Origin of the sequence: Caballeronia sp. J97, assembly GCF_905220305.1 — a bacterium.
GTDB lineage: Bacteria > Pseudomonadota > Gammaproteobacteria > Burkholderiales > Burkholderiaceae > Caballeronia.
Map to the genome: position 1 here is coordinate 37,852 of NZ_CAJMZL010000027.1, position 20,998 is coordinate 58,849.

Sequence of the window (20,998 nt, forward strand, 5' to 3'; positions counted from 1 at the left end):
GCTCTGCTTGTGCAGAGTTCAGGAAAAAGATAGCAGTGAGTTTCTTGCAATAGAATGGGCAATTCGACAATCGCTCTGTGCAAAAATCCCCATGCGCGGCTTCGACTGGGACGACATTCAGGCTTTCCTCGCCATCTCGCGTTCGGGCCGGCTCACGGTCGCCGCGCAGCAGATGGGCGTCGATCATTCGACGTTGAGCCGGCGCGTGGCCGCGCTGGAAAAAGCGCTGGGCGTGAGGCTTTTCGATCGCAGTTCGCAGGGTTTCGTGCTGACGCCCGAGGGCGAGCGCGTGCTGAGCGATGCCGAGAGCATGGAAAGCCTCGCGACGCGCATGCGGCACCGGCTGGAAGATGCGTCCATTGGTCTGACGGGAAGTGTGCGCATCGGCACGCCGGAGGGATTCGGCACGTACTTTCTGGCGCCGCGCATCGCGCAGATATCGGCGGTGCATCCGCAGCTCGAAATCGAGCTGATCGCGAATCCGCGCATGTTCAGTCTGTCCAAGCGCGAGGCGGACCTTGCGGTGAGCATGACGCGGCCCGCGCAAGGACGCGTGTATGCGCACAAGCTGACTGACTACGCGCTGGGCGTCTATGCATCGCGCGACTATCTGCAGCGGCATCGCGGGATCGCGTCGCGGCGCGAGTTGCTCAAGCATCCGTGGGTCGGGTATGTCGAAGATCAGATGTGGTCTGCGGAATTGAACTATCTGCCGCAGATTTCCAGTGCCCTCGTGCCGGCGATTCGCATTTCCAATGTGATCAGTCAGGCGGCGGCCGTGTCGGGCGGCGTGGGGCTCGGCGTGTTGCCGTGCTTCATCGCGCGCACCGATCCGAATCTCGTGCGGCTGTTTGCCGAGGACATTGCGTTGTCGCGCTCATACTGGCTCGTGACGCTGGCGGAAACGCGGGATGTCGCGCGCGTGAAGTGGCTGGGGGACTTCATTCGACACGAGTGCGCGGGAACGTGGTTTCTGGAAGGGTAGACATTGCGCCGATCGAAGCGTAGTCCGATCGGCGCGCGAGCCTCACGCCAGCTTCCCCACTGCCTCCCGCAACGCCGTCCGCACCCCTTCCTCGACTACCGGATGATAAAACGGCATGCGCAGCATCTCGTCGACGGTGAGCTTCATCTGCAAGGCCCAAGCAAGCAGATGCGCGATATGCTCCGCATCCGGTCCGATCCATTCCGCGCCGACGAAGCGGCGGCTCGCGCGATCGACATACACATGCATCAGCCCGCGATTCCTGAGCATCACGCGGCTGCGGCCCTGATCCTCGAAACTCACTTCGCCCGTCACGAACGACTCCGGCTTCAAGTCGACATGACGCGCGCCGACCATCGCGATGCCCGGATCGGTGAACGCGATCGCGATAGGCGCACGACGCTCGACCGGCTCGACATGCGGATAACGCGCCGCATTCGTGCCCGCCGCGCGGCCTTCGTCGGCGGCTTCATGAAGCAAGGGCAGCACGCCGTTCGCATCGCCCGCGATGAAGACCGGATGAGCGCCCGCCTGCAAGGTCAGCGGATCGTAGACGGGCAAGCCGTCGTCATCGAGCACGAGCGATGTGTCGTGCAATGCAAGTCCGCCGACATTGGGCTTGCGTCCGGCGGCCACGAGCACGTAGTCGAACGTATGCTCGACCTGCTCTCCGCTACCGGAGACATAACGCAGGCGCACTTCATCGCCCTCGCGCACGGCGGCTTGCACTTGCGCGCGCGGCTCGAAGCGAAACGCTTCGCCGAACACGCGGCCGGCATACTCGCGCACCTCCGGATCGGTCAAAGGCCCGACGCGGCCACGCGCACCCAGTACGGACACCTGCACGCCGAGCCGCGCGAGCGCCTGACCGAGTTCCAGCCCGATCACACCCGCGCCGACCACCGCCACGCGCTTCGGTAGGTCGTCCCACGCGAACACGTCGTCGTTGATGATGGCGCGCTCGCCCAACGCGCGATACATCGCCGGCATGACAGGGCTCGATCCCGTTGCGATGACGACGCTCTTCGCCTGCACCTTCGTGTGCTCGCCCACTTGCAGCAAGTTGTCGTCGATGAAGCGCGCGTAGCCGGTGAGCTTGTCGGCCTCGGGCATCGCATCGACGCCCGCGACGACGAAGCTCACGAAGCGGTCGCGTTCGCGCTTCAGGCGCGCCATCACCTCGCGCCCGTCGATGCGCACCGCGCCGTCGATATGCACGCCGAATGCCGCCGCGTGCATCGCCTGATGCGCGGCCTCGGCCGCTGCGATGAGAAGCTTCGACGGCATACAGCCGACGCGCGCACACGTCGTGCCGTGCGCGCCGCCTTCGATGAGAACCGCCGACGCGCCCGCCGCCTTCGCCGCCCGATACGCGGAGAGTCCCGCGCTGCCCGCGCCGATGATGGCGACATCCGTATGGATCGTGTTCATGATGAAGTCCCGAATGATCGTTGCATTTGCGGTCCATCATGCGGCGCGACGCTGAAAACGTGAATGCTCGTTCGGATCGTTTTCCTGCTCGATCGTCTCAAACGGCGGTGCGGAGAAGTCATATATTCATCTAGACGTCTCATGCGCGTCACTTTCTCGTCATGTTTGCTTTCTAGAATCTCCCGAACGTTACAGCGCGCCATTCGAGCGCGCCCATCGAGGGAAGCTATGGACGCAATTCGCATCGAGCGTCTCACCAAGACGTTCAAGAACGGCCGCAAGGCGCTCGACTCCGTCGATCTGCGCGTGGAAGAGGGCGAGATGGTCGCGCTCATCGGCGCGTCGGGATCGGGCAAGTCGACGCTTCTGCGCCATATCGCCGGCTTTACGGCATCCGACCCCGCACCGTCGCATGTCACGCTGCTCGGCCGGCCGATTCAGCAGAACGGCAAGATCGTCCGCGAAGTGCGCGCGATTCGCCGCGACGTCGCCTTCGTGTTTCAACAGTTCAATCTCGTCGGACGGCTTTCCGTGCTGACCAACGTGCTCATCGGCGCGTTGTCGCGCGTGTCGCTATGGCGTCGTCTCGCGGGGCGTTTTCCACGCGGCGAACGCTTGCTCGCGATGGAGTCGCTCAGCGCAATGGGCATCGGCGAGCACGCGTTCGAACGCGCGAGCAATCTGTCGGGCGGTCAGCAGCAACGCGCGGCATTGGCGCGCGCGCTCGTGCAGCGAGCGCGTATCGTGCTGGCCGACGAGCCGATCGCATCGCTCGATCCCGAATCGGCGCGCCGCGTGATGGAGTTGATGCAGACGCTCAACCGCGAGCACAAGCTGACGGTCGTCGTATCGCTGCATCAGATCGATGTCGCGATGAAGTATTGCCCGCGCACGATCGCCCTGCGCGATGGCCGTGTCGTCTTCGATGGCGCGAGCGAGCGCCTCACGCCCGCAGTGCTGCGAAAGCTCTACGGCTCGTCCGCGGATGAACTGCTTGCGCATCACGTCGCGCAGGCCCGCAACGAAGCACCTGCGTTCGCCGCCTCCTGAATCTCAGAACCCGAACATCAACTACTGGAGCATCATGAAAACAGCCCGTTTCTTCCTGGCTGGCGCCGCGCTCGCGTCTTGCCTTCTGACGCAGACGGCTCTCGCCGAGACCATCAACTTCGGCATCATCTCGACGGATTCGTCCGCCGCGCTCAAGCAACGCTGGCAACCGCTCATCGACGATCTGAACAAGCAGACCGGTCTCGACGTGAAGGCGTATTTCGCCACCGACTACGCGGGCATCATCGAAGCGATGCGCTTCAACAAGGTGCAGATGGGCTTCTTCGGCAACGCATCGGCGATCGAAGCGGTCGATCGCTCGAACGGCGAAGTCTTCGCGAAGGTGAAGTACAAGAACGGCGAGGCAGGCTATTACTCGCTGCTCATCACGAACGCGAACAGCAAGTGGAAGTCGCTCGATCAGGTGCTGAAGAACACGAAGGACATCAACCTCGGCTTCGGCGATCCGAATTCGACCTCGGGCACGCTCGTGCCTTCGTACTATCTGTTCGCGAAGAACGGCATCAACGCGAAGTCCGCGTTCAAGAGCGTGCTGCCGTCGAGCCATGAAGCGAACATGCTCGCGGTCGTGAACGACAAGATCGACGTCGCGACCAACAACACCGACATGCTCGACACCATCAAGACGCAGCATCCGGAGCTATATCCGAAGGTGCGCGTGCTGTGGAAGTCGCCGCTGATTCCGTCGGACCCGCTCGTGTGGCGCCGCGATCTGCCGCAGGCGGCGAAGGACAAGCTGCGCACTTTCTTCGATCACTACGCGCAAAAAGATCCGCGCGAACAGGCCGTGATGGCCGCGATCTCGGGCTATTCGGGCTTCGCGGATTCGTCGAACGCGCAACTCGTGCCGATTCGTCAGATGGCGCTCTTTCAGAAGAAGGAGCAAGTGCAGAACGATGCGCATCTCGACGCCGCCGACAAGAAGGCGCAGATCGCCGCGCTCGATCAGAAGATCGCCACGCTCGACAGCACGGCGGCGAAGTAAATGAAGCCGCTCGATGTCACCACGCTCGAGGCCGGCATCGTCCGGCCCGTGCACGCGAGCGCGCCCAAACGCAGATGGACGTCGACGTTCGGCTGGATCGTCGTGATCGCGGTGCTGGGCCTGTCATGGCAAAGCGCGGACATGCGCCCGCTCGATCTGCTCGGCGCATCGGGCAACATGAGCCAGTTCGCGCGCGACTTCTTTCCGCCCGACTTCACGGAATGGCGCACGTATGTGCACGAGATGATCGTGACGCTCGCGGTCGCGGTGTGGGGCACGGCGCTCGCGCTGGTCTGCGCGGTGCCGTGCGGGCTGCTGTCGGCGCAGAACATCGCGCCCGTGTGGATCTCGCAGCCCGTGCGCCGCCTGATGGACGCGTGCCGCGCGATCAACGAAATGGTCTTCGCGATGCTGTTCATCGTCGCGGTCGGGCTGGGGCCGTTCGCCGGTGTGCTCGCGTTGTGGGTGCATACGACAGGCGTGCTTGCGAAGCTCTTCGCCGAAGCAGTGGAAGCCGTGGATGCGAGACCCGCGGAAGGCGTGCGCGCGACCGGCGCGAGCAGTCTCGATGAAATCGTCTACGGCGTGCTGCCGCAAGTGCTGCCACTGTGGATCTCGTTCGCGCTGTATCGCTTCGAATCGAACGTGCGTTCCGCGATGGTCGTCGGCATGGTCGGCGCGGGCGGGATCGGCGTCGTGCTTTACGAAGCCATCCGCTCGTTCAACTACGCGCAGACCTCGGCGGTGATGCTGATCGTCATCGTGATCGTGTCGCTGATCGATCTCGCATCGGGCTGGGTGCGCGAGCGCGTGATCTGAGCCACGTCATGCACTTTCGATGCCGAGCGCCGTAATCATGCGCTCGCGTCGTTCGAGCGCCTGCAGCGAGCGCTCGCCGAGATGGGCCGCGACGAGATTGAGCAAGCCTTCGCAGAACACGAGATACGCGCCCATGCTATTGCTGAAGAAGCTGCTCTCGTGCGGAATGAGGAACGCATGACGCGCGGGCGGCACGAGCGGCGAGGCGAGCGTATCGGTGATCGCGATGACTTCCTGGCCTGCCTCCTTCGCGGCGATCGCGGCATCGGCGACGCTGCGTGTATAGGGCGCGACGCTCGTGACCAGGACTACGTCGCCGGATTGCAACTGCGCAAGCCCTTCAGCGACGCCGAGACCTTGCGCATCGAGCAGCGCGACATCGGCGCGGATCATGCCGAGGCCATAACAGACAAAACTCGCGAGCGCGCTGAACTGGCGCAGGCCATGCACGCGCACGCGCTTCGCATCGGCGAGCAGACGCGCGGCGCCGCGCAAATCGGCGGGCGACAACTGCGCGATGAAACCCTCGACATTGCCGATCGATTCGCGCGCGAGCTTCACGACCATGTCGACTTCGGGCGCGGCATCTTGCGCGTGCGTCTTGCTGCTCGCGACGATGCGCTCCGCCTGCTGGCTGTAGAAATGCCGGTGACGCGCCGCGAGGCTGTCGCGGAACACGCTCTGGAAATCGGCGAAGCCCGCATAGCCGAGCCGGGTCGAAAGACGCGTGAGCGTGGACGCGTTCACATCGAGCGAGGTCGCGAGATCGGTGATCGTGCGCACCGCCACTTCCTCGGGACGTTCGAGCAGCTTCGCAAGCACGGTATGCGCCTTGCCGCCGAGCGAGACGTCGGCTTCGTCGCGGCCGATGCGTATCACGAGCTCGCGCAAGCCATCGACGCTGCGCGGCGGCATCTTCGTGCCTGCGTCAGCTTCGCTCGCGCGACGCCCCTTCTGTTTGCCTGTGTCCATTGATCATCCGGTACCGGGCGGGCTGCCCGGGATGTTCGTGAACTTGCCATTCTATGTGAGACGCGCGAATGACAATGTCGGCGGTGGCGAGCGTGTTCTCGTCGTCGGGATCGTCCGGATGCGTGCGATGAATCGGCAGCGCGGCGTCGTCACGATCGGCGAGGATCGCGAGCGGATCGATCGCTTCGTTCAATGCGACCAGCGCATCGCCGCGCGTCTGCCGATGACGCGACGAATCCGTGATGATCTGCGAGAAGCCGTGCATCGCGGGGTGAATCGCGTGATTCGCATGCAGCGACGGCGTCTCGACTTCGCTTACCGAGCAATCGTGCGCGCTGAATTCGACGCTCAGCAGCGCGGGGCGCGCGCACGCCCCGAGCGTCAGATGAAAACCGCCCGCACGCGGATTGTCCCGCACGATGGACACGGCCGAGTCGATATCGGCGGCATCGAGCATCGCGCGCGTGAGCACCATGCGCGGCACGCCCGCGACGACTTCACGCTGGCGTAGATTGTTCACGGTGATCGCGAGACCGTGGTCCGTCACGGCGAACGTATGTCCCGGCAGCGAGCCGGGATAGACGAATGCCGCGAAGCCCGGGCCGCCCTCGATCGTGCATTGCGCGATCGCGCAATCGCCCGCGAAGCCCGGAAAGCCGTCCTCGTTGTGGGCGATGCGCCGTACCTCCGCGCCCGGAAGCTGCACGGTGGTGCAGCCGTCGGGAGACATCGCCCAGAGATCGCCGCGGCAGTTCCAGAGGAAGACATCCTCGAAGGGCAGTCGCAGGCCTGCCGCGAGACCGTGAAGCTCGTCCCACACGCGCGCAAAGCGCTCGCGCACGAGCGCGGCCATCGCGCGCGACGTTTCGCTGCCGCGCCATTGCATGACCGTTTCCCATGCGCGCGTGTTGAGCAAGTGCGTATGAACCGCGTGCGCGCCAAATCGGCCGAGCGCTTCGCCCGCATCGCGCGGCGAGCCGGAAATGTCGATAAAGCCGAGTGCTGCCATAAATTCAGTTGATTCGAAAAAGTTATTCGACGTGTTGCAGGAAATCGCGCAGCCGCTGGTTAGGCGGATTATCGAGCAATTCGGCGGGCGGCCCGTCGACGGTGATATGGCCGTGCTCCATGAAGATGAGCCGCGTGCCGACCTTGCGCGCGAACGCCATCTCGTGCGTGACCACGACCATCGTCATGCCTTCTTCCGCGAGCGCCTGCATCACGCGCAGCACTTCCTGGCGCAACTCGGGATCGAGCGCGGACGTGGGTTCGTCGAAGAGCATGAGCTTGGGTTTCACCGCGAGCGCGCGTGCGATCGCGACGCGTTGCTGCTGGCCGCCCGACAACTCGCTTGCGTAATGCCCGACACGCGCGCCGAGGCCGACCTTCGTCAGCAGGTCGCGTGCGAGCGCTTCGGCATCGGGCTTGTTCATGCCGCGCACCTGACGCGGCCCGAACGCGACGTTTTCGAGCGCCGTCATCTGCGGAAACAGGTTGAACTGCTGGAACACCATGCCCGCTTCCTGACGAATCTCGCGCACCTTGCGCGCGCCGCCCAGCACGCTGATGCCATCGACGACGAGATCGCCGCCATCGATCTGCTCCAGCGCGTTGATGCAGCGCAGAAGAGTCGACTTGCCCGAGCCCGATGGCCCGATCAGCACGACGACCTCGCCCGCGTCGATGTCCAGGTCGACCTGATCGAGCACGACCGTCTTGCCGAAGCGCTTCGTCACGCCCTTGAACTGCACCATGTGGCCGTTGTGGTTCATCGTAGTCATAGGATGCGCATCCGCTTTTCCATCGTGCGCAGCCCGAAGGTCAGCGTACCGATCATGCAGAGATAGATGATGGCCACGGCCGTCCAGATTTCGACCGCGCGAAAATTCGACGCCATGATTTCCTGACCTTGCCGCGTGAGCTCGCCGACGCCGATCACGATGAAGAGCGACGTGTCCTTCAGGCTCACGATGAACTGATTGCCGAGCGCGGGGGTCATGCGCCGCATCGCGACCGGACCGACCACGAACGCGAGCACGCGCCAGCCGGGCATGCCGAGCGCGAGGCCCGCTTCCTTGAGACCGCGCGGCACCGAAAGAAACGCGCCGCGCACGATCTCCGCGATATACGCGCCCGAGTTGATGATGATCGATGCGATCGCCGCCGTCATCGCATCGACGCGCACATGCAGCAGCAAGGGCAGCGCGAAGTAGATGAACATCACCTGCACGACGATCGGCGTGCCGCGCACGAACTCGATATACGTGAACGCGATTTTCTGGCAGAGCGTGTTCCCGTACGCGCGCATCAAGCCGAACAGCAAGCCGACGAGCATGCCGCCCGCGAGTCCCGCAATGGTGATCAGCACCGTGAGACGCGCGCCGTGCATGAGCGCGGGCACGGCGTCCATGATGACCGACAGATCGAACTGCATCATTGATCTCCAGAGCGTCCGCGTTTCAGGATTTAGCCGGCTCGACGCCGAACCACTTCTTGTAGATCGCCGCATAACGCCCGTCGGCCTTGATCTTCGCAAGCTCGGCGTTGACCTTCGCGACGAGCGGGCTGCCCTTCGGAAACGCGATGCCGTATTGCTGCGCCATCATCTGCGGGCCGACGGCCTTCACGCGCGATTGGCCCGCGGTGTGGATGTAGTAGAGGACGTTCGGCGTATCGTGCATCGCGGCGTCGACGCGGCCGGTCGCGAGTTCGAGATACGCGTTGTCGATGTTCGGGAACGCGCGCAGTTCCGTGCTCTTGAAGTTCGCCTTCGCGTAATCGAAGGAAGACGTGCCGGTCTTGACCGCGAGCGTCTTGCCCTTCAGATCGTCCGGTCCCTTGATCGCGCTGTCGGCCGGCACCATCAGCGTGAAGCCGCTGTCGTAATAGCCGTCGGAGAAGTCGATGACCTTCTTGCGCTCGTCCTTGATCGTGATGCCCGCGAGCGCGACATCGACGTTACGCGTCTGCAGCGCGGGCAGGATGCCGCTGAAGTCCATCGGCTGCAGCTTGTAGTCGAGCTTCAGATCCTTCGCGATCTCCTTCCACAAGTCGACGTCGAAGCCGACGTACTCGTTGCCCTGCTTGAACTCGAAGGGCACGAACGCGGTATCGCACGCGACGAGTAACGTTTCGGCGCGCGCCGCGCCGCTGACGAGAGAGAACGCGGCAACGGCAGCCACGGCGAATTTTGCGGCGAGTTTCATGATCGACCCCTTGTCGAAGTGGTTGCAAGCAGATTTGCTCGTTCGTTAAATATGCAAATCTATTTGCGAAGTGTCGGCGAACGAAAATCCGCTTGCAACTAGGGGTTTACACGGAGAAGGGAGAGCGGGTCCGCACCGCCGAATCGGGCGCGGACCGGGAGAAACTCAGGCGCGAGCGCCGGGCGTGAGCATGTCGAGGAACTGCGCGCCGGCGTCGGCGAGCATGCCCGAGTTGTCGATTTTCACGACATGCGCGTGCGAGGGCAGGTCGAACGCCGGGCGGCGCGCGAGACGCGCTTCGATCTGCCGCGCGTCTTCGCGTCCACGACGCGCGAGGCGGGCGGCGAGCACCGATGGCGTCGCATCGATATGCACGAAGCGCGCATCGGGATAGCGCCTCAGCGCGAGTTCCGCGTGCTGCCGCGAGCCGTTCACGACCACGTGCATGCCGCGCGCGAGCCACGCATCCAGCTCGATGCCGATGCCGTAGCGCAGCCCGAGACTTTCCCAATGCATCGCAAAGAGGCCGTACGACAGCCGCGAAGCGAATTCGTCATGCGAAAGCGCGATATGGTTTTCGCCGTCCGCGACGGGGCGCGTGATATAGCGATGCGCGAACATCACTTGCGCGCCGACGCGTTCGCGCGCGAAGCCGAGCAGCGAGTCCTTGCCCGCGCCCGACGGTCCCATTACGTAGATCAGTTTCGTGCTATCGACTTCGGTCATGCCGCTTCCTGTGCGTTGTTGAACGGCAGGCGCTGCCACAGCGTGAACGGCGCGCCCGGCTCCGGTTCGATGAAAAGCGCGGCGCCGTGCACGGGCAACGGGCCGAGCGCGTCGATGCGCCGCTCCCAGTCCGACACGATCGAAGCGCGCGCGTTCGCGTCGTCGAGGGAATCGGAAAGCGTCATGTGAAAGCGATATTCGTCCAGGACATACGGATAGCCCCATTCCCGCAGCAGCTCGATCTGCCGCGCGCTCATGCCGTCGACGATGCGTCGCTCGATGCTTTCCCGCGATGGCATTGTGCCCAACGAGGAGAGCGCGTTCAGTGCGCTTGCGGCCAGTGCGCGAAGCATCGCGTCGTCGCGGGCTTGCGCGGGCCGCAGCGCGACGAAACGGCCGAGCACGTCGGCTTTCACCGGCATGTCGAAACGCGCCACCGAGCTTGCCCATGCCTGCGCGCGGGCGAGCACGTCCGCAAGCTCGACGCCCGGCGCCATGTGGAAGGGCGCGATGAGCGTCGCGTGCCAGCCGTAACGGCGCGGGGCGTGGGTCACGGCATGCGCGGGCGTCGCGGTTTCGCGTCCGTTCTCGGGATCGCGGCCGAGCCAGTCGCACCCTTCGCGCCACCACGCGGACGATGCGGGCGGCGCGTAGTACAGCGCCACGCGCGGACGGGCGGCGGCGGTCATAGATCGTGCTCGACCATCAATTGCACGCGATCCGCCGCGAAATGCGTGATGCCGTACTTGATCGGCACGCCGTGTTCGTCGACGTCGACGTTCTCGACCCACAGCACCGGCTGCTGACGATTGATCTGCAGGCGCCGCGCCACATCCGACGAAGGCAGCACGCTGCCGATACGGCTCCATTTGCGCGTGTAATCCTTTACGCCGAACGTCTCCAGCGCGGCGCTGACGCCGCCCGCCGCTTCGATGGCCGCCGGCAGATCGTTGAAGCGCGCGGCCGGATACCAGTTGCGCGCATAGGTCATCGGGATGCCGTCGGAATCGTGACGCGTTTCGATCTGATAGACGAGCGTGCCCGCGCGCACGCCCAGCGCCTTCGACACGGCCGGATCGGCCTTCACGCGCTCGGAACTCAGCACGACGCCCGCCGACGTGTGCTTCTGGCGGCGCAGATTTTCGGTGAAGCGCGTGCGGCGCCCGATCTGATAGTCGATCGCGCCCGGCTGCACGAACGTGCCGCGTCCCTGCTCGACGCTCACGAGGCCTGTCGCCGCGAGCCGCAGCATCGCGCGGCGCACGGTATGGCGGTTCACGTCGAAGCGCTTGGCAAGCTCCGCTTCGCTCGGCAGGCGTCCTTCCTCGCCGAAGCTTTTCGCGGCGATCTCGGCGGCGAGGATCTGTTCGATCTGCCGCCATACCGCGACCCCCGCGCCGCGCTCGACGGCAACGCCAGGCGCCGCATTTTCACTGGATGTCATTGCGCTGTCATTCCTGTCGGTTTGAATATCGTTCTCCCGGATTGTAGTTCGCAACTCGTGATGGAAATGTGAAAGCCTCATTACATGACCAAACGTCTAGACGACTAGATAAGACAACGAGTAGCATGACGATGACCGAATCCTTCCAGACAAAGGGAAAGCGATGTGTACTTCAATAGAGCCGCGGGACGCGCGGAGCCGCCGCGAATGGATGGCGGTGCTCGCGCGCACGCCGCGCGACGCGCTGAAACACGCACTGGACGCAGCGCTCGAAGGCGCGAAGGTGCCCGAGTACGAGTGGCTGCGTGCGCCGGATATCGGGCTTGCGATGGTGCGCGCGCGCATCGGCGGCACGGGCGATGCGTTCAATCTCGGCGAAACGACGGTCACGCGCGCGACGCTGCGCTTGCGCGCGGACGATGGCAGCGCGCCCGTCGGCGTTGCGGTGCACATGGGCCGCGATCGGGAGCGCGCGACGCTCGCCGCGCTCGCGGACGCGCTGTTGCAGATGCCGCGCTTCGCGGACAGATTGCAGGCGCAACTGATCGAGCCGCTGGCCGCGCGCATCGCCGATGAAAAGCGGCGCCGGCAAGCGGAAGCGGCCGCGACCAAGGTCGAATTCTTCACGATGGTGAGAGGCGAATGATGCGAATCGACATGACCACGCTCGTGCCCGGCTTCAACGACACGGTGCACGACGCGCAGCGCGTGTTCCGCGCGTTGCTCGATGCGCTGTCGCGCCCGGGCAGCATCGTCGCGATCGATGCCGCGCTGCCGAATAACCACGCAATGCGCGACGGCCTCGCCGGCCGCGTGCCGCTCGCCGCGTTCGCTTCGCTGCTGGCGCTGACGGATTACTCGACGCCGGTGTTCATCGAGCGCGAAGACGCCGTGCTCGGCGACGCGCTGCGCTTCCATGCGAGCGCGCCTTTGACGCGCGATCGCCGCGAGGCCGCGTTCGCCTATATCGACGATGCGCGCGACATGCCTTCGCTCGATGCGTTCTCGCACGGCGAGCCCGAATCGCCCGAAGATGCCGCGACGCTCTTCATTCGCGTGCCGTCGCTGACCGAGGGCGAGCCGCTCGTGTGGCGCGGTCCCGGCATCGCGGCGTCGCGCGATGTGGCCATCGCGGGGCTGTCGCGTGAATTCTGGCAACAACGCGCGGCGCTCACCGCGCTCTTTCCTTGCGGCATCGACTGTTACTTCGTCGCGGGCGGCGCGCTCGTCGGCCTGCCGCGCACGACGCACGTGGAGGTGAACTGATGTACGTCGCGGTCAAAGGTGGCGAACGCGCCATCGAACGTTCATGGGACGTGCTCGCGAAGAAGCGTCGCGGCGATGTGTCCGTGCCCGAGCTTTCCGTCGCGCAGATTCGCGAGCAGATGCGTCTCGCTGTCGCGCGCGTGATGACCGAAGGCTCCGTCTACGACGAAGATCTCGCGGCGCTCGCGATCAAGCAGGCGGCCGGCGATCTCGTCGAGGCGATCTTTCTGTTGCGGGCGTATCGCACGACATTGCCGCGCTTCGGCTACACGTTGCCGATCGATACGGAAGCGATGTGCGTCGAGCGCCGCATCTCGGCGGCCTTCAAGGACATTCCCGGCGGCCAGATGCTGGGCGGCACGTACGACTACACGCAGCGCCTGCTCGATTTCACCTTGCTCGCCGAAGGCCAACCGGCCGGCGATGTATCGATCGACGTAAAACAGACGGACGCGAGCGCGATGCCGCGCGTGCTGTCCATGCTCGACAGGGAAGGTCTGATCGAGCAGGAACGCGCGCAGGCGAACGCGCCGGAACCGGGCGATCTCTCGCGCGAGCCGCTGGCGTTTCCCGCGGATCGCTCGACGCGTCTGCAAAACCTCGCGCGCGGCGACGAAGGCTTTCTGCTCGCGGTCGGCTACGCGACGCAGCGCGGCTATGCGCACAGCCATCCGTTCGCGGGCGAGATTCGTCATGGCGAAGTGGCGGTGGAGATGATGGTCGACGAGCTGGGCTTCGCGGTGGAGATCGGCGATATCGACGTCACCGAATGTCAGATGATCAATCAGTTCGCGGGCAGCGGCGATGTGCCGCCGACGTTCACGCAAGGCTACGGTCTCGCGTTCGGCCATTCGGAGCGCAAGGCGATGGCCATGGCGCTCGTGGATCGCGCATTGCGCGCGGAGGAGCTCGGGGAGTCCGTGGGCTCGCCCACGCAGGACCCGGAGTTCGTGCTGTATCACAGCGATAACGTGGAAGCGTCCGGTTTCGTGCAGCATCTGAAATTGCCGCATTACGTCGACTTTCAATCCGAGCTGGAGTTGCTGCGACGATTGCGCGCCGCGCACGGCCCGGACGACAGCAAGGAGAATGCGGCATGAGCGCGCTCACCGAAGGTTATAACTTCGCCTATCTCGACGAGCAGACCAAGCGCATGATTCGCCGCGCGCTGCTCAAGGCCGTCGCGGTGCCGGGCTATCAGGTGCCGTTCGCGTCGCGCGAAATGCCGCTGCCCTATGGATGGGGCACGGGCGGCCTGCAGGTGACCTCGGCGATCATCGGCGCGAGCGACACGCTGAAGGTCATCGATCAAGGCTCCGACGAGACGACGAACGCGGTGAACATCCGCCGCTTCTTCGCGCGCACGGCCGGTGTCGCGACCACGACCCGCACCGCCGAGGCGAGCATCGTGCAGACGCGTCATCGCATTCCGGAAACGCCGCTCACCGACGAGCAGATCATCGTCTATCAGGTGCCGATGCCCGAGCCCCTGTTCCGCCTCGAACCGCGCGTGACGGAGTGCAGGAAGCTCCACGCACTCGCGGATTACGGGCTCATCAACGTGAAATACTACGAGGATATCGTGCAGCACGGCAGCATCGCGACGACCTACGACTATCCGGTGCTGGTGAACGACCGCTATCTGACGTCGCCATCGCCGATCCCGAAGTTCGACAATCCGAAGATGCACATGAACCCCGCATTGCAACTCTTCGGCGCGGGCCGCGAGCGGCGCATCTACGCCATTCCGCCCTATACGAAAGTGAAGAGCCTCGATTTCGAGGATCATCCGTTCAGCGTGCAGAAGTGGGAGCACGCGTGCGCGCTGTGCGGATCGCACGACAGCTTTCTCGACGAGATGATCGTCGACGATCAGGGCACGCGCATGTTCGTCTGCTCCGACAGCGATTACTGCCACAGCCGCCGCGACGACGAAGAGGTGACGCGATGAACGCACTGCTCAAGGCGACGCGCCTCACGAAGCGCTATGACGGACGCGGCGGTTGCGTCGATGTCGATCTCGACGTGTATCCGGGCGAAGTGCTGTGCATCGTCGGCGAGTCGGGATCGGGCAAATCGACCTTGCTGAATGCGCTCGCATTGCGCAGCGGCATCGACGGCGGCGCGCTCGCCTACACCACGCGCGAAGGCGAAGCGCTCGATCTGCTGACGCTCGTCGAGCCGCGCAGGCGTCTTCTGTCGCGCACCGAATGGGGCTTCGTGCATCAGAACGCGCGGGACGGACTGCGGCGCAACGTGTCGGCGGGCGCGAACATCGGCGAACCGTTGATGGCGATCGGCGCGCGTCATTATGGCCGCCTGCGCGAGACGGCGTCCGACTGGATGAGCCGCGTGGAACTCGATGCCGCGCGCATCGACGAATTGCCTTCCGCGTTTTCGGGCGGCATGCAACAGCGTCTGCAGATCGCGCGTAATCTGGTGACGGGGCCGCGCCTCGTGTTCATGGACGAGCCCACCGCCGGCCTCGACGTATCCGTGCAGGCGCGTCTGCTCGATCTGCTGCGCACACTCACGAGCAAGCTGCATCTCGCGGCGGTGATCGTCACGCACGACATCGGCGTCGCGCGTCTGCTCGCGCATCGGCTGATGGTGATGAAGGACGGGCGCGTCGTCGAAAGCGGCCTGACGGATCAGGTGCTCGACGATCCGCAACATCCTTATACGCAGACGCTCGTCGCGTCCGTGCTGCCTGTTTGAGGTGCGACTGATGACCAACCATTCCTTTGTCACCAACGACAAGCTCATGCTGCAGGCACGCGGCATCGAAAAGACCTTCACGCTGCATCAGCAGGGCGGCGCGCGCATTGCCGCGCTGTCGGGCGTATCGCTCGACGTGGAGCGCGGCGAATGCGTCGTGCTCGCGGGCGCATCGGGCGCGGGCAAGAGCACGTTTCTGCGCTGCATGTACGGCAACTATCTCGCGACGCGCGGCACCATCGCGATCCGCGACGACAGCCGTGCATCGCGTCACGTCATGCTGACCGACGCCGCGCCGCACGAGATCATCCGCCTGCGCAATACGACGCTGGGTTACGTGAGCCAGTTCCTGCGCGCGATTCCGCGTGTGTCGTCGCTCGATCTCGTCGCCGAGCCGCTCGTGTCGCGCGGTGTCGACGAGAGCGAAGCGCGCGAACGCGCGAGCGCCTTGCTCGAACGCCTCAATGTGCCGCGGCGCCTGTGGACGCTCGCGCCCGCGACGTTCTCGGGCGGCGAGCAGCAGCGCGTGAACATCGCGCGCGGGCTGATCGCGGCGCATCCGCTGTTGCTGCTCGATGAACCCACCGCGTCGCTCGATGCCGAGAACCGCGACGTGGTCGCCGATCTGATCGTCGAGGCGCGTGAGAAAGGCGCGGCGATCGTCGGCATCTTTCACGACGAAGACACGCGTGAGCGCGTCGCGACCCGCATCGTGCGGCTCGCGTCGACCGCCGCCGCGACTCATCAAACCGATTCCGGAGTGTTGCAGACATGCTGATCAAGAATGCGCGCATCGTGACGCGCGACGAGGATTTCACGGGAACCGTGCGTGTCGAGGACGGACGCATCGCGGAGATCGCGCCGGGCAATACCGCCGCGCGCGACGCGCACGACTGGGACGGCGATTACCTGTTGCCGGGTTTCGTCGAACTGCATACGGACAACATCGAAAAGCATCTGGCGCCGCGTCCGGGCGTGCTGTGGAATCACGAAGCGGCGATCATCGTCCATGACGCGCAAGTGGCGTCGGCGGGCATCACGACCGTGTTCGATGCGCTGGGCGTCGGCTCGCGTCCCGAAGACGGCGTGCGTGGCCGCGAGCTTCAGGTGCAATGCGCGAAGTCGATCGGCAAGTTCGTCGCGCGCGATCTGCTGCGCGCCGATCACTTTCTGCATCTGCGCTGCGAAGTGGGCACGACGGACGTGGTCGAAGTGTTCGATTCGCTCTCGTCCGATCCGCTTTTCAGGCTCGCGTCCGTGATGGACCACACGCCGGGCCAGCGTCAGTGGCAGGACCACGAGAAGTGGCGCAAGTATCAGGAGCGCCACGGCAAGTGGAGCGACGAGCACGCGAACAAGATACTCGCCGAGCTCGCGGAACATCAGTCGCGTTATGCGGCGAAGCATCGCGCGGAAATCGTCGAACGTTGCAGGCGCCTGAACATCTCGCTCGCGAGCCACGACGACACGCTCGTCGAGCATGTCGAGGAAGCGGCGCGCGACGGCATCGCGCTCGCCGAGTTTCCGACGACGCTCGAGGCGGCGCGCGCCGCGCGCGAACACGGCATCGCGACGATCATGGGCGCGCCGAACGTGGTGCGCGGCGGCTCGCATTCGGGCAATGTGTCCGCGCTCGAACTCGCGCGCGAAGGGCTGCTCGACATCCTGTCGTCGGACTATGTGCCGTCGAGCCTGCTGATCGCGGTCTTCGATCTCGTCGCCAAGGCAGGCTGGTCGCTGCCGCGCGCGGTCGCGACGGTGTCGTGGGCGCCCGCGCACGCGGCGGGCCTCACGGACCGCGGCGCCATCGCGACGGGCCTGCGCGCCGACTTCGTGCGCGTCGCCTCGGTGGACGGCGTGCAGGTGCCGCGCGAGACGTATCGCGCGGGGCGGCGCGTCGCCTGACGCCGCACGCTTCATTTCCCATCGGCTGCCTCGCGACAGCCACACGTCAGCGCTTCGTCATACGCGGGTAAGCCCGCGTTGACGAAGCGCAAGCATCTTCAGTACCCTCGCACGCATGTTCGCTATGTGAATCGGTGTTCGTCTAACGAACTTTCGGCCGATTTTCATGCGTTCGACCGGGGTCCGCGCCTCGCACGACAACAACAAGAACGCCGGCGGGATGCGGTTTCTGATCCGGGATGCGACCTTGCGAGGCGCGCCCATCATCGAAAAGGGAATGAAGTGAGTAGAAGTCCTGCCGTGAACGTACAGACGTTCATCAACGAGCATCCGTTCTCGCCGTTTCAGTGGCTCGTCTTCGCGATGTGCTTCGTCATCGTCCTGCTGGACGGTTTCGATACCGCTGCGATCGGCTTCATCGCGCCTTCGCTCGTCGCCGAATGGCATATCAGCCGTCCGGCGCTCGCGCCCGTGTTGAGCGCCGCGCTCTTCGGGCTCGCGGCGGGCGCGCTCTTGTCCGGCCCGCTGTCGGACAAGCTCGGCCGCCGCGCGTTGCTGCTTTCGTCGGTGCTGATCTTCGGCGTCGCCTGCCTCGCGTCGGCGTTTTCCGCGGACCTCACGCAATTGACGACGCTGCGCTTCATCACCGGGCTGGGTCTCGGCGCCGCGATGCCGAACGCCGTCACGATGATGAGCGAGTTCTGCCCCGACAACCGCCGGGCCACGCTCATCAACCTGATGTTCTGCGGCTTTCCGCTCGGCGCTGCGTTCGGCGGCTTTCTCGCGGCGTGGATGATTCCGCAGTTCGGCTGGCGCAGCGTGCTGATGCTCGGCGGCATCGCGCCGCTCGTGCTGTCGGTGCTGCTGATCGCCACGATGCCGGAATCCGTGCGCTACATGGTGGCGAAGTCGAAGCCCGTCGAGAAGATTCGCGCGACGCTTGCGCGCATCAGCGCCGACGCGGCGCATGCGGGCTCGTTCTTCATGACCGAAGCCGCGCCCGCCGCGACCGGGCAGAGCGGCATGAGCGTGGTGCTCTCGCGCTCGTACCTCGTCGGCTCGGTCATGCTGTGGCTCACGTACTTCATGGGCCTCGTGATCTTCTACGCGTCGATCAACTGGATGCCGATCCTGCTCAAGGAATCCGGCCTGCCGCCGCAGAAGGCGACGCTCATCTCCGCGCTGTTCCCGCTCGGCGGCGTCGGCGCGGTGCTGTGCGGCGTGCTGATGGACAAGTTCAATGCCAACCGGATCATCGCGGCGTGCTATGCGCTCACCGCCGTGAGCGTCTATATGATCGGCCAGGCGGCGGGCAACGTGGGCATGCTGGTGGTCGTCGTGTTCCTCGCGGGCGTGCTGATGAACACCGCGCAATCGTCGATGCCCGCGCTGGCGGCGGCGTTCTATCCGACACAGGGGCGCGGCACGGGCGTCGCGTGGATGCTGGGCATCGGGCGCTTCGGCGGCATCGCGGGATCGTTCCTCGTCGCCGAACTGACGCGCCTGCACTTCACCTTCGGCGGCATCTTCGCGACGATCGCGGTGGCGGGCCTCGTTTCGGCGGTCGCGCTGCTCATCAAGCAGGCCGCGCATCCGCAGACGGCGATGGCCAGCGATCTCAAGGCGTCGGAGCCGGTCGGACACTGACTTGCCGAAATCGACGCCCCGCGTGACGCCGGTCACGCGGGGCGTTTTGCTTTGTGCGATGCGTGTCGCGCCTCAAGATCCGGTACGCCTTGCCGTTAAATTGCAGGCGGCTTTCGATCACGAGGCGGCGTCGCACGCTCGCATGCAAACGTAAAACCGCCGCGCGATCGAAAGCCGAAAAACAGGCGCCTGCCCCGGCGCATCCATCGGCTCTTCCAACCAGATCGTGAATAAACTTTCCTTCAAGACCAAGCTCATGAGCACCGTGGGCTTCGTATGGCTCAGTCTGATCCTGCTGTGCGCGCTCAACGCGATTTCCACGAAACACTCGCTGATGAAGAACCGTGAAGGCGCGCTCGCCGAGCAGGTTCAATCGGCGACGAGCGTCGTCAGGTTCTATGTGAAGCAGGCGCAAAGCGGCGCGCTGCCCGAGGAAGAAGCGAAGAAGCTGGCGATCGCCAGCGTGCGCGCGATCCGCTACGGCACGAGCGGTTATCTCGGCATCCTCGATTCGAAGATGTTCCAGATCCTCAATCCCGTGCGCCCCGACACCGAAAACAAGATCAACGATTTCGTCGATAGCACCGGCAAGCATTTCACCGGCGAAATCGTGAAGCACGGGCTCGATGGCTCGCACGTCACGACCTATTTCTATCCGAAGCCCGGCGAGACGGAGCCGCTGCAGAAGCTGACCTACGGCGATTACGTGCGCGAGTGGGACTGGCACGTCTACACCGGCGCGTATATCGACGATATCGACGCCGCCTTCCACGCGATCGTGCTCAAGTCGCTGCTGCTGGTCGGCGCGATCGGCGCGGCGCTGACGCTCGCGATGGCGTTCATCATTCGCGGCGTGCTGAAGAGCATCGGCGGCGATCCGCGCGACGTGGCGATCGTCTGCCAGCGCATCGCGGCCGGCGATCTCGCGCAGGCCGTGCACGTGCAGCGCGGCGACGACTCGAGCCTCATGCATTCGATGCACACGATGCAGTCGCGTCTCACGCAGACGATCGCGCAGATCAAGCTCGTCGCGGACGGCATCACGGCGGCTTCGCGCGAAATCGCGGACGGCCATCACGATCTGTCGTCGCGCACCGAAGAGCAGGCGGCGTCGCTCGCGGAAACGGCATCGAGCATGGAAGAACTCACGTCGACCGTGCGTCTGAACTCCGATAACGCGGGCCAGGCGAGCCAGCTCGCGGCGAGCGCATCGTCGACGGTGGAAAGCGGCAGCGGCGTCGTGCTCGGCGTGGTCGCGACGATGGACAAGATCGCGGGCAGCTCGGAGAAGATCGTCGACATCATCGGCGTGATCGAAGGCATCGCGTTCCAGACCAACATTCTCGCGTTGAACGCGGCGGTCGAAGCGGCGCGCGCGGGCGAGCACGGCCGCGGCTTCGCGGTGGTCGCATCGGAAGTGCGCGCGCTCGCGCAGCGCTGCGCGGCGGCCGCGAAGGACGTGAAGACGCTGATCGACGAATCGGTGACGAACGTCACGGCAGGGCAGGATCTCGCCCAGCAATCCGGCGACACGATGAAGCAGATCCTCACGTCCGTCACGCGCGTGAACGACATCATGAACGAGATCTCGTCGGCTTCGTCGCAGCAGACGCAGGGCATCGAGCAGGTCGGCGTCGCGATCACGCAGATGGACGCGGTCACGCAGCAGAACGCCGCGCTCGTCGAGCAGGCGACGGCGGCCGCCGCGGCGCTCGCCGTTCAGGCCGAAGAGTTGAAGCACGCCGTCGCGGTGTTCAAGACCTGAACGCCGTGCGGCGCTCGTGTCGGCGAATCGTCACGTGGCATGGCAAACGGGACGCCGC

At 65.0% G+C, this 20,998-nt stretch carries 22 protein-coding genes; 13 read left to right on the plus strand and 9 right to left on the minus strand.

The features are described 5' to 3' along the window. Window positions 1-91: 91 nt before the first annotated feature. Entirely contained in the window at window positions 92-985 is an 894-nt protein-coding gene (locus tag U4Y90_RS27245) for a LysR family transcriptional regulator (protein ID WP_321799285.1), read from the plus strand. Between the two features lie 42 nt (window positions 986-1,027). Here the strand turns inward: U4Y90_RS27245 and U4Y90_RS27250 are convergent, their stop codons facing one another. Further along, on the minus strand, window positions 1,028-2,416 hold the full coding sequence (locus U4Y90_RS27250) for a dihydrolipoyl dehydrogenase (RefSeq protein ID WP_321799287.1): 1,389 nt from the start codon (window positions 2,414-2,416) through the stop codon (window positions 1,028-1,030). 228 nt (window positions 2,417-2,644) lie between these two features. On the opposite strand from U4Y90_RS27250, the gene phnC reads away from it, so the two are divergent. Genes phnC through phnE form a run of 3 tightly spaced genes read left to right on the plus strand, consistent with a single transcriptional unit; the run spans window position 2,645 to window position 5,291 of the window. Continuing rightward, window positions 2,645-3,466 carry a phosphonate ABC transporter ATP-binding protein gene (gene phnC / locus U4Y90_RS27255; protein WP_321799288.1) on the plus strand — a complete coding sequence of 274 codons (822 nt, stop codon included), beginning with the start codon at window positions 2,645-2,647 and terminating at the stop codon, window positions 3,464-3,466. Between the two features lie 34 nt (window positions 3,467-3,500). Next, window positions 3,501-4,472, plus strand: coding sequence for a phosphonate ABC transporter substrate-binding protein (gene phnD, locus U4Y90_RS27260; protein ID WP_321799290.1), 972 nt, complete (start codon window positions 3,501-3,503; stop codon window positions 4,470-4,472). Next, window positions 4,473-5,291 (plus strand): phosphonate ABC transporter, permease protein PhnE, encoded by an 819-nt coding sequence (gene phnE, locus U4Y90_RS27265; protein ID WP_321799292.1) that lies wholly within the window; start codon window positions 4,473-4,475, stop codon window positions 5,289-5,291. Between the two features lie 6 nt (window positions 5,292-5,297). On the opposite strand, the gene U4Y90_RS27270 is transcribed toward phnE, so the two are convergent. The 8 genes from U4Y90_RS27270 to phnF form a co-directional block, all read right to left on the minus strand. Next, complete coding sequence (locus tag U4Y90_RS27270) at window positions 5,298-6,263, minus strand: MurR/RpiR family transcriptional regulator (RefSeq protein WP_321799293.1); 966 nt, start codon at window positions 6,261-6,263, stop codon at window positions 5,298-5,300. Then, a complete protein-coding gene (locus U4Y90_RS27275) occupies window positions 6,220-7,272 on the minus strand; it encodes a C45 family peptidase (RefSeq protein WP_321799295.1) in 1,053 nt (350 codons plus the stop codon). The genes U4Y90_RS27270 and U4Y90_RS27275 overlap by 44 nt, the downstream gene beginning before the upstream one ends. Window positions 7,273-7,294: 22 nt before the next feature. Then, on the minus strand, window positions 7,295-8,044 hold the full coding sequence (gene glnQ / locus U4Y90_RS27280; RefSeq protein ID WP_321799296.1) for a glutamine ABC transporter ATP-binding protein GlnQ: 750 nt from the start codon (window positions 8,042-8,044) through the stop codon (window positions 7,295-7,297). Beyond that, the gene (gene glnP, locus U4Y90_RS27285) at window positions 8,041-8,697 is read right to left on the minus strand and encodes a glutamine ABC transporter permease GlnP (RefSeq protein WP_321799376.1); all 657 of its coding nucleotides are present in this window, start codon (window positions 8,695-8,697) and stop codon (window positions 8,041-8,043) included. Before glnP ends, glnQ begins: the two co-directional genes overlap by 4 nt. 25 nt (window positions 8,698-8,722) lie before the next feature. Next, window positions 8,723-9,469: a glutamine ABC transporter substrate-binding protein GlnH gene (gene glnH / locus U4Y90_RS27290; protein ID WP_321799298.1), complete on the minus strand. Its 747-nt coding sequence runs from the start codon at window positions 9,467-9,469 to the stop codon at window positions 8,723-8,725. A gap of 165 nt (window positions 9,470-9,634) precedes the next feature. Beyond that, window positions 9,635-10,195 carry a phosphonate metabolism protein/1,5-bisphosphokinase (PRPP-forming) PhnN gene (gene phnN, locus U4Y90_RS27295; protein WP_321799300.1) on the minus strand — a complete coding sequence of 187 codons (561 nt, stop codon included), beginning with the start codon at window positions 10,193-10,195 and terminating at the stop codon, window positions 9,635-9,637. After that, on the minus strand, window positions 10,192-10,884 hold the full coding sequence (locus U4Y90_RS27300) for a DUF1045 domain-containing protein (RefSeq protein ID WP_321799301.1): 693 nt from the start codon (window positions 10,882-10,884) through the stop codon (window positions 10,192-10,194). The genes phnN and U4Y90_RS27300 overlap by 4 nt, the downstream gene beginning before the upstream one ends. Further along, on the minus strand, window positions 10,881-11,639 hold the full coding sequence (phnF, locus tag U4Y90_RS27305; RefSeq protein WP_321799302.1) for a phosphonate metabolism transcriptional regulator PhnF: 759 nt from the start codon (window positions 11,637-11,639) through the stop codon (window positions 10,881-10,883). The genes U4Y90_RS27300 and phnF overlap by 4 nt, the downstream gene beginning before the upstream one ends. A gap of 163 nt (window positions 11,640-11,802) precedes the next feature. Between phnF and phnG the strand changes: the two genes are divergently transcribed. From phnG to U4Y90_RS27350, 9 genes are all read left to right on the plus strand, one after another. Then, window positions 11,803-12,285, plus strand: a complete 483-nt coding sequence (phnG, locus tag U4Y90_RS27310) for a phosphonate C-P lyase system protein PhnG (protein ID WP_321799303.1) — start codon at window positions 11,803-11,805, stop codon at window positions 12,283-12,285. After that, window positions 12,282-12,905 carry a phosphonate C-P lyase system protein PhnH gene (gene phnH, locus U4Y90_RS27315; protein ID WP_321799305.1) on the plus strand — a complete coding sequence of 208 codons (624 nt, stop codon included), beginning with the start codon at window positions 12,282-12,284 and terminating at the stop codon, window positions 12,903-12,905. Before phnG ends, phnH begins: the two co-directional genes overlap by 4 nt. Beyond that, complete coding sequence (locus U4Y90_RS27320) at window positions 12,905-14,005, plus strand: carbon-phosphorus lyase complex subunit PhnI (protein ID WP_321799307.1); 1,101 nt, start codon at window positions 12,905-12,907, stop codon at window positions 14,003-14,005. The genes phnH and U4Y90_RS27320 overlap by 1 nt, the downstream gene beginning before the upstream one ends. Further along, complete coding sequence (locus U4Y90_RS27325) at window positions 14,002-14,856, plus strand: alpha-D-ribose 1-methylphosphonate 5-phosphate C-P-lyase PhnJ (protein ID WP_321799308.1); 855 nt, start codon at window positions 14,002-14,004, stop codon at window positions 14,854-14,856. Before U4Y90_RS27320 ends, U4Y90_RS27325 begins: the two co-directional genes overlap by 4 nt. After that, window positions 14,853-15,623, plus strand: coding sequence for a phosphonate C-P lyase system protein PhnK (gene phnK, locus U4Y90_RS27330; protein ID WP_321799309.1), 771 nt, complete (start codon window positions 14,853-14,855; stop codon window positions 15,621-15,623). The genes U4Y90_RS27325 and phnK overlap by 4 nt, the downstream gene beginning before the upstream one ends. A 10-nt stretch (window positions 15,624-15,633) precedes the next feature. Beyond that, the gene (phnL, locus tag U4Y90_RS27335; protein ID WP_321799310.1) at window positions 15,634-16,401 is read left to right on the plus strand and encodes a phosphonate C-P lyase system protein PhnL; all 768 of its coding nucleotides are present in this window, start codon (window positions 15,634-15,636) and stop codon (window positions 16,399-16,401) included. After that, window positions 16,395-17,528 (plus strand): alpha-D-ribose 1-methylphosphonate 5-triphosphate diphosphatase, encoded by a 1,134-nt coding sequence (locus U4Y90_RS27340; RefSeq protein ID WP_321799311.1) that lies wholly within the window; start codon window positions 16,395-16,397, stop codon window positions 17,526-17,528. Before phnL ends, U4Y90_RS27340 begins: the two co-directional genes overlap by 7 nt. Before the next feature lie 282 nt (window positions 17,529-17,810). Next, on the plus strand, window positions 17,811-19,175 hold the full coding sequence (locus U4Y90_RS27345) for an MFS transporter (RefSeq protein ID WP_321799312.1): 1,365 nt from the start codon (window positions 17,811-17,813) through the stop codon (window positions 19,173-19,175). A gap of 226 nt (window positions 19,176-19,401) precedes the next feature. Then, window positions 19,402-20,940: a methyl-accepting chemotaxis protein gene (locus U4Y90_RS27350; protein WP_321799314.1), complete on the plus strand. Its 1,539-nt coding sequence runs from the start codon at window positions 19,402-19,404 to the stop codon at window positions 20,938-20,940. The last annotated feature ends 58 nt before the right edge of the window (window positions 20,941-20,998 follow it).

Coding starts and splice junctions, on each gene's coding strand:
- glnH (WP_321799298.1), bottom strand. CDS start 9,469: ATGAAACTCGCCGCAAAATTCGCCGTGGCTGCCGTTGCCGCGTTCTCT.
- U4Y90_RS27275 (WP_321799295.1), bottom strand. CDS start 7,272: ATGGCAGCACTCGGCTTTATCGACATTTCCGGCTCGCCGCGCGATGCG.
- phnF (WP_321799302.1), bottom strand. CDS start 11,639: ATGACATCCAGTGAAAATGCGGCGCCTGGCGTTGCCGTCGAGCGCGGC.
- phnN (WP_321799300.1), bottom strand. CDS start 10,195: ATGACCGAAGTCGATAGCACGAAACTGATCTACGTAATGGGACCGTCG.
- phnD (WP_321799290.1), top strand. CDS start 3,501: ATGAAAACAGCCCGTTTCTTCCTGGCTGGCGCCGCGCTCGCGTCTTGC.
- phnG (WP_321799303.1), top strand. CDS start 11,803: ATGTGTACTTCAATAGAGCCGCGGGACGCGCGGAGCCGCCGCGAATGG.
- phnH (WP_321799305.1), top strand. CDS start 12,282: ATGATGCGAATCGACATGACCACGCTCGTGCCCGGCTTCAACGACACG.
- phnE (WP_321799292.1), top strand. CDS start 4,473: ATGAAGCCGCTCGATGTCACCACGCTCGAGGCCGGCATCGTCCGGCCC.
- phnK (WP_321799309.1), top strand. CDS start 14,853: ATGAACGCACTGCTCAAGGCGACGCGCCTCACGAAGCGCTATGACGGA.
- glnQ (WP_321799296.1), bottom strand. CDS start 8,044: ATGACTACGATGAACCACAACGGCCACATGGTGCAGTTCAAGGGCGTG.
- glnP (WP_321799376.1), bottom strand. CDS start 8,697: ATGCAGTTCGATCTGTCGGTCATCATGGACGCCGTGCCCGCGCTCATG.
- U4Y90_RS27340 (WP_321799311.1), top strand. CDS start 16,395: ATGCTGATCAAGAATGCGCGCATCGTGACGCGCGACGAGGATTTCACG.
- phnC (WP_321799288.1), top strand. CDS start 2,645: ATGGACGCAATTCGCATCGAGCGTCTCACCAAGACGTTCAAGAACGGC.
- U4Y90_RS27300 (WP_321799301.1), bottom strand. CDS start 10,884: ATGACCGCCGCCGCCCGTCCGCGCGTGGCGCTGTACTACGCGCCGCCC.
- U4Y90_RS27270 (WP_321799293.1), bottom strand. CDS start 6,263: ATGGACACAGGCAAACAGAAGGGGCGTCGCGCGAGCGAAGCTGACGCA.
- U4Y90_RS27320 (WP_321799307.1), top strand. CDS start 12,905: ATGTACGTCGCGGTCAAAGGTGGCGAACGCGCCATCGAACGTTCATGG.
- U4Y90_RS27250 (WP_321799287.1), bottom strand. CDS start 2,416: ATGAACACGATCCATACGGATGTCGCCATCATCGGCGCGGGCAGCGCG.
- U4Y90_RS27245 (WP_321799285.1), top strand. CDS start 92: ATGCGCGGCTTCGACTGGGACGACATTCAGGCTTTCCTCGCCATCTCG.
- phnL (WP_321799310.1), top strand. CDS start 15,634: ATGACCAACCATTCCTTTGTCACCAACGACAAGCTCATGCTGCAGGCA.
- U4Y90_RS27325 (WP_321799308.1), top strand. CDS start 14,002: ATGAGCGCGCTCACCGAAGGTTATAACTTCGCCTATCTCGACGAGCAG.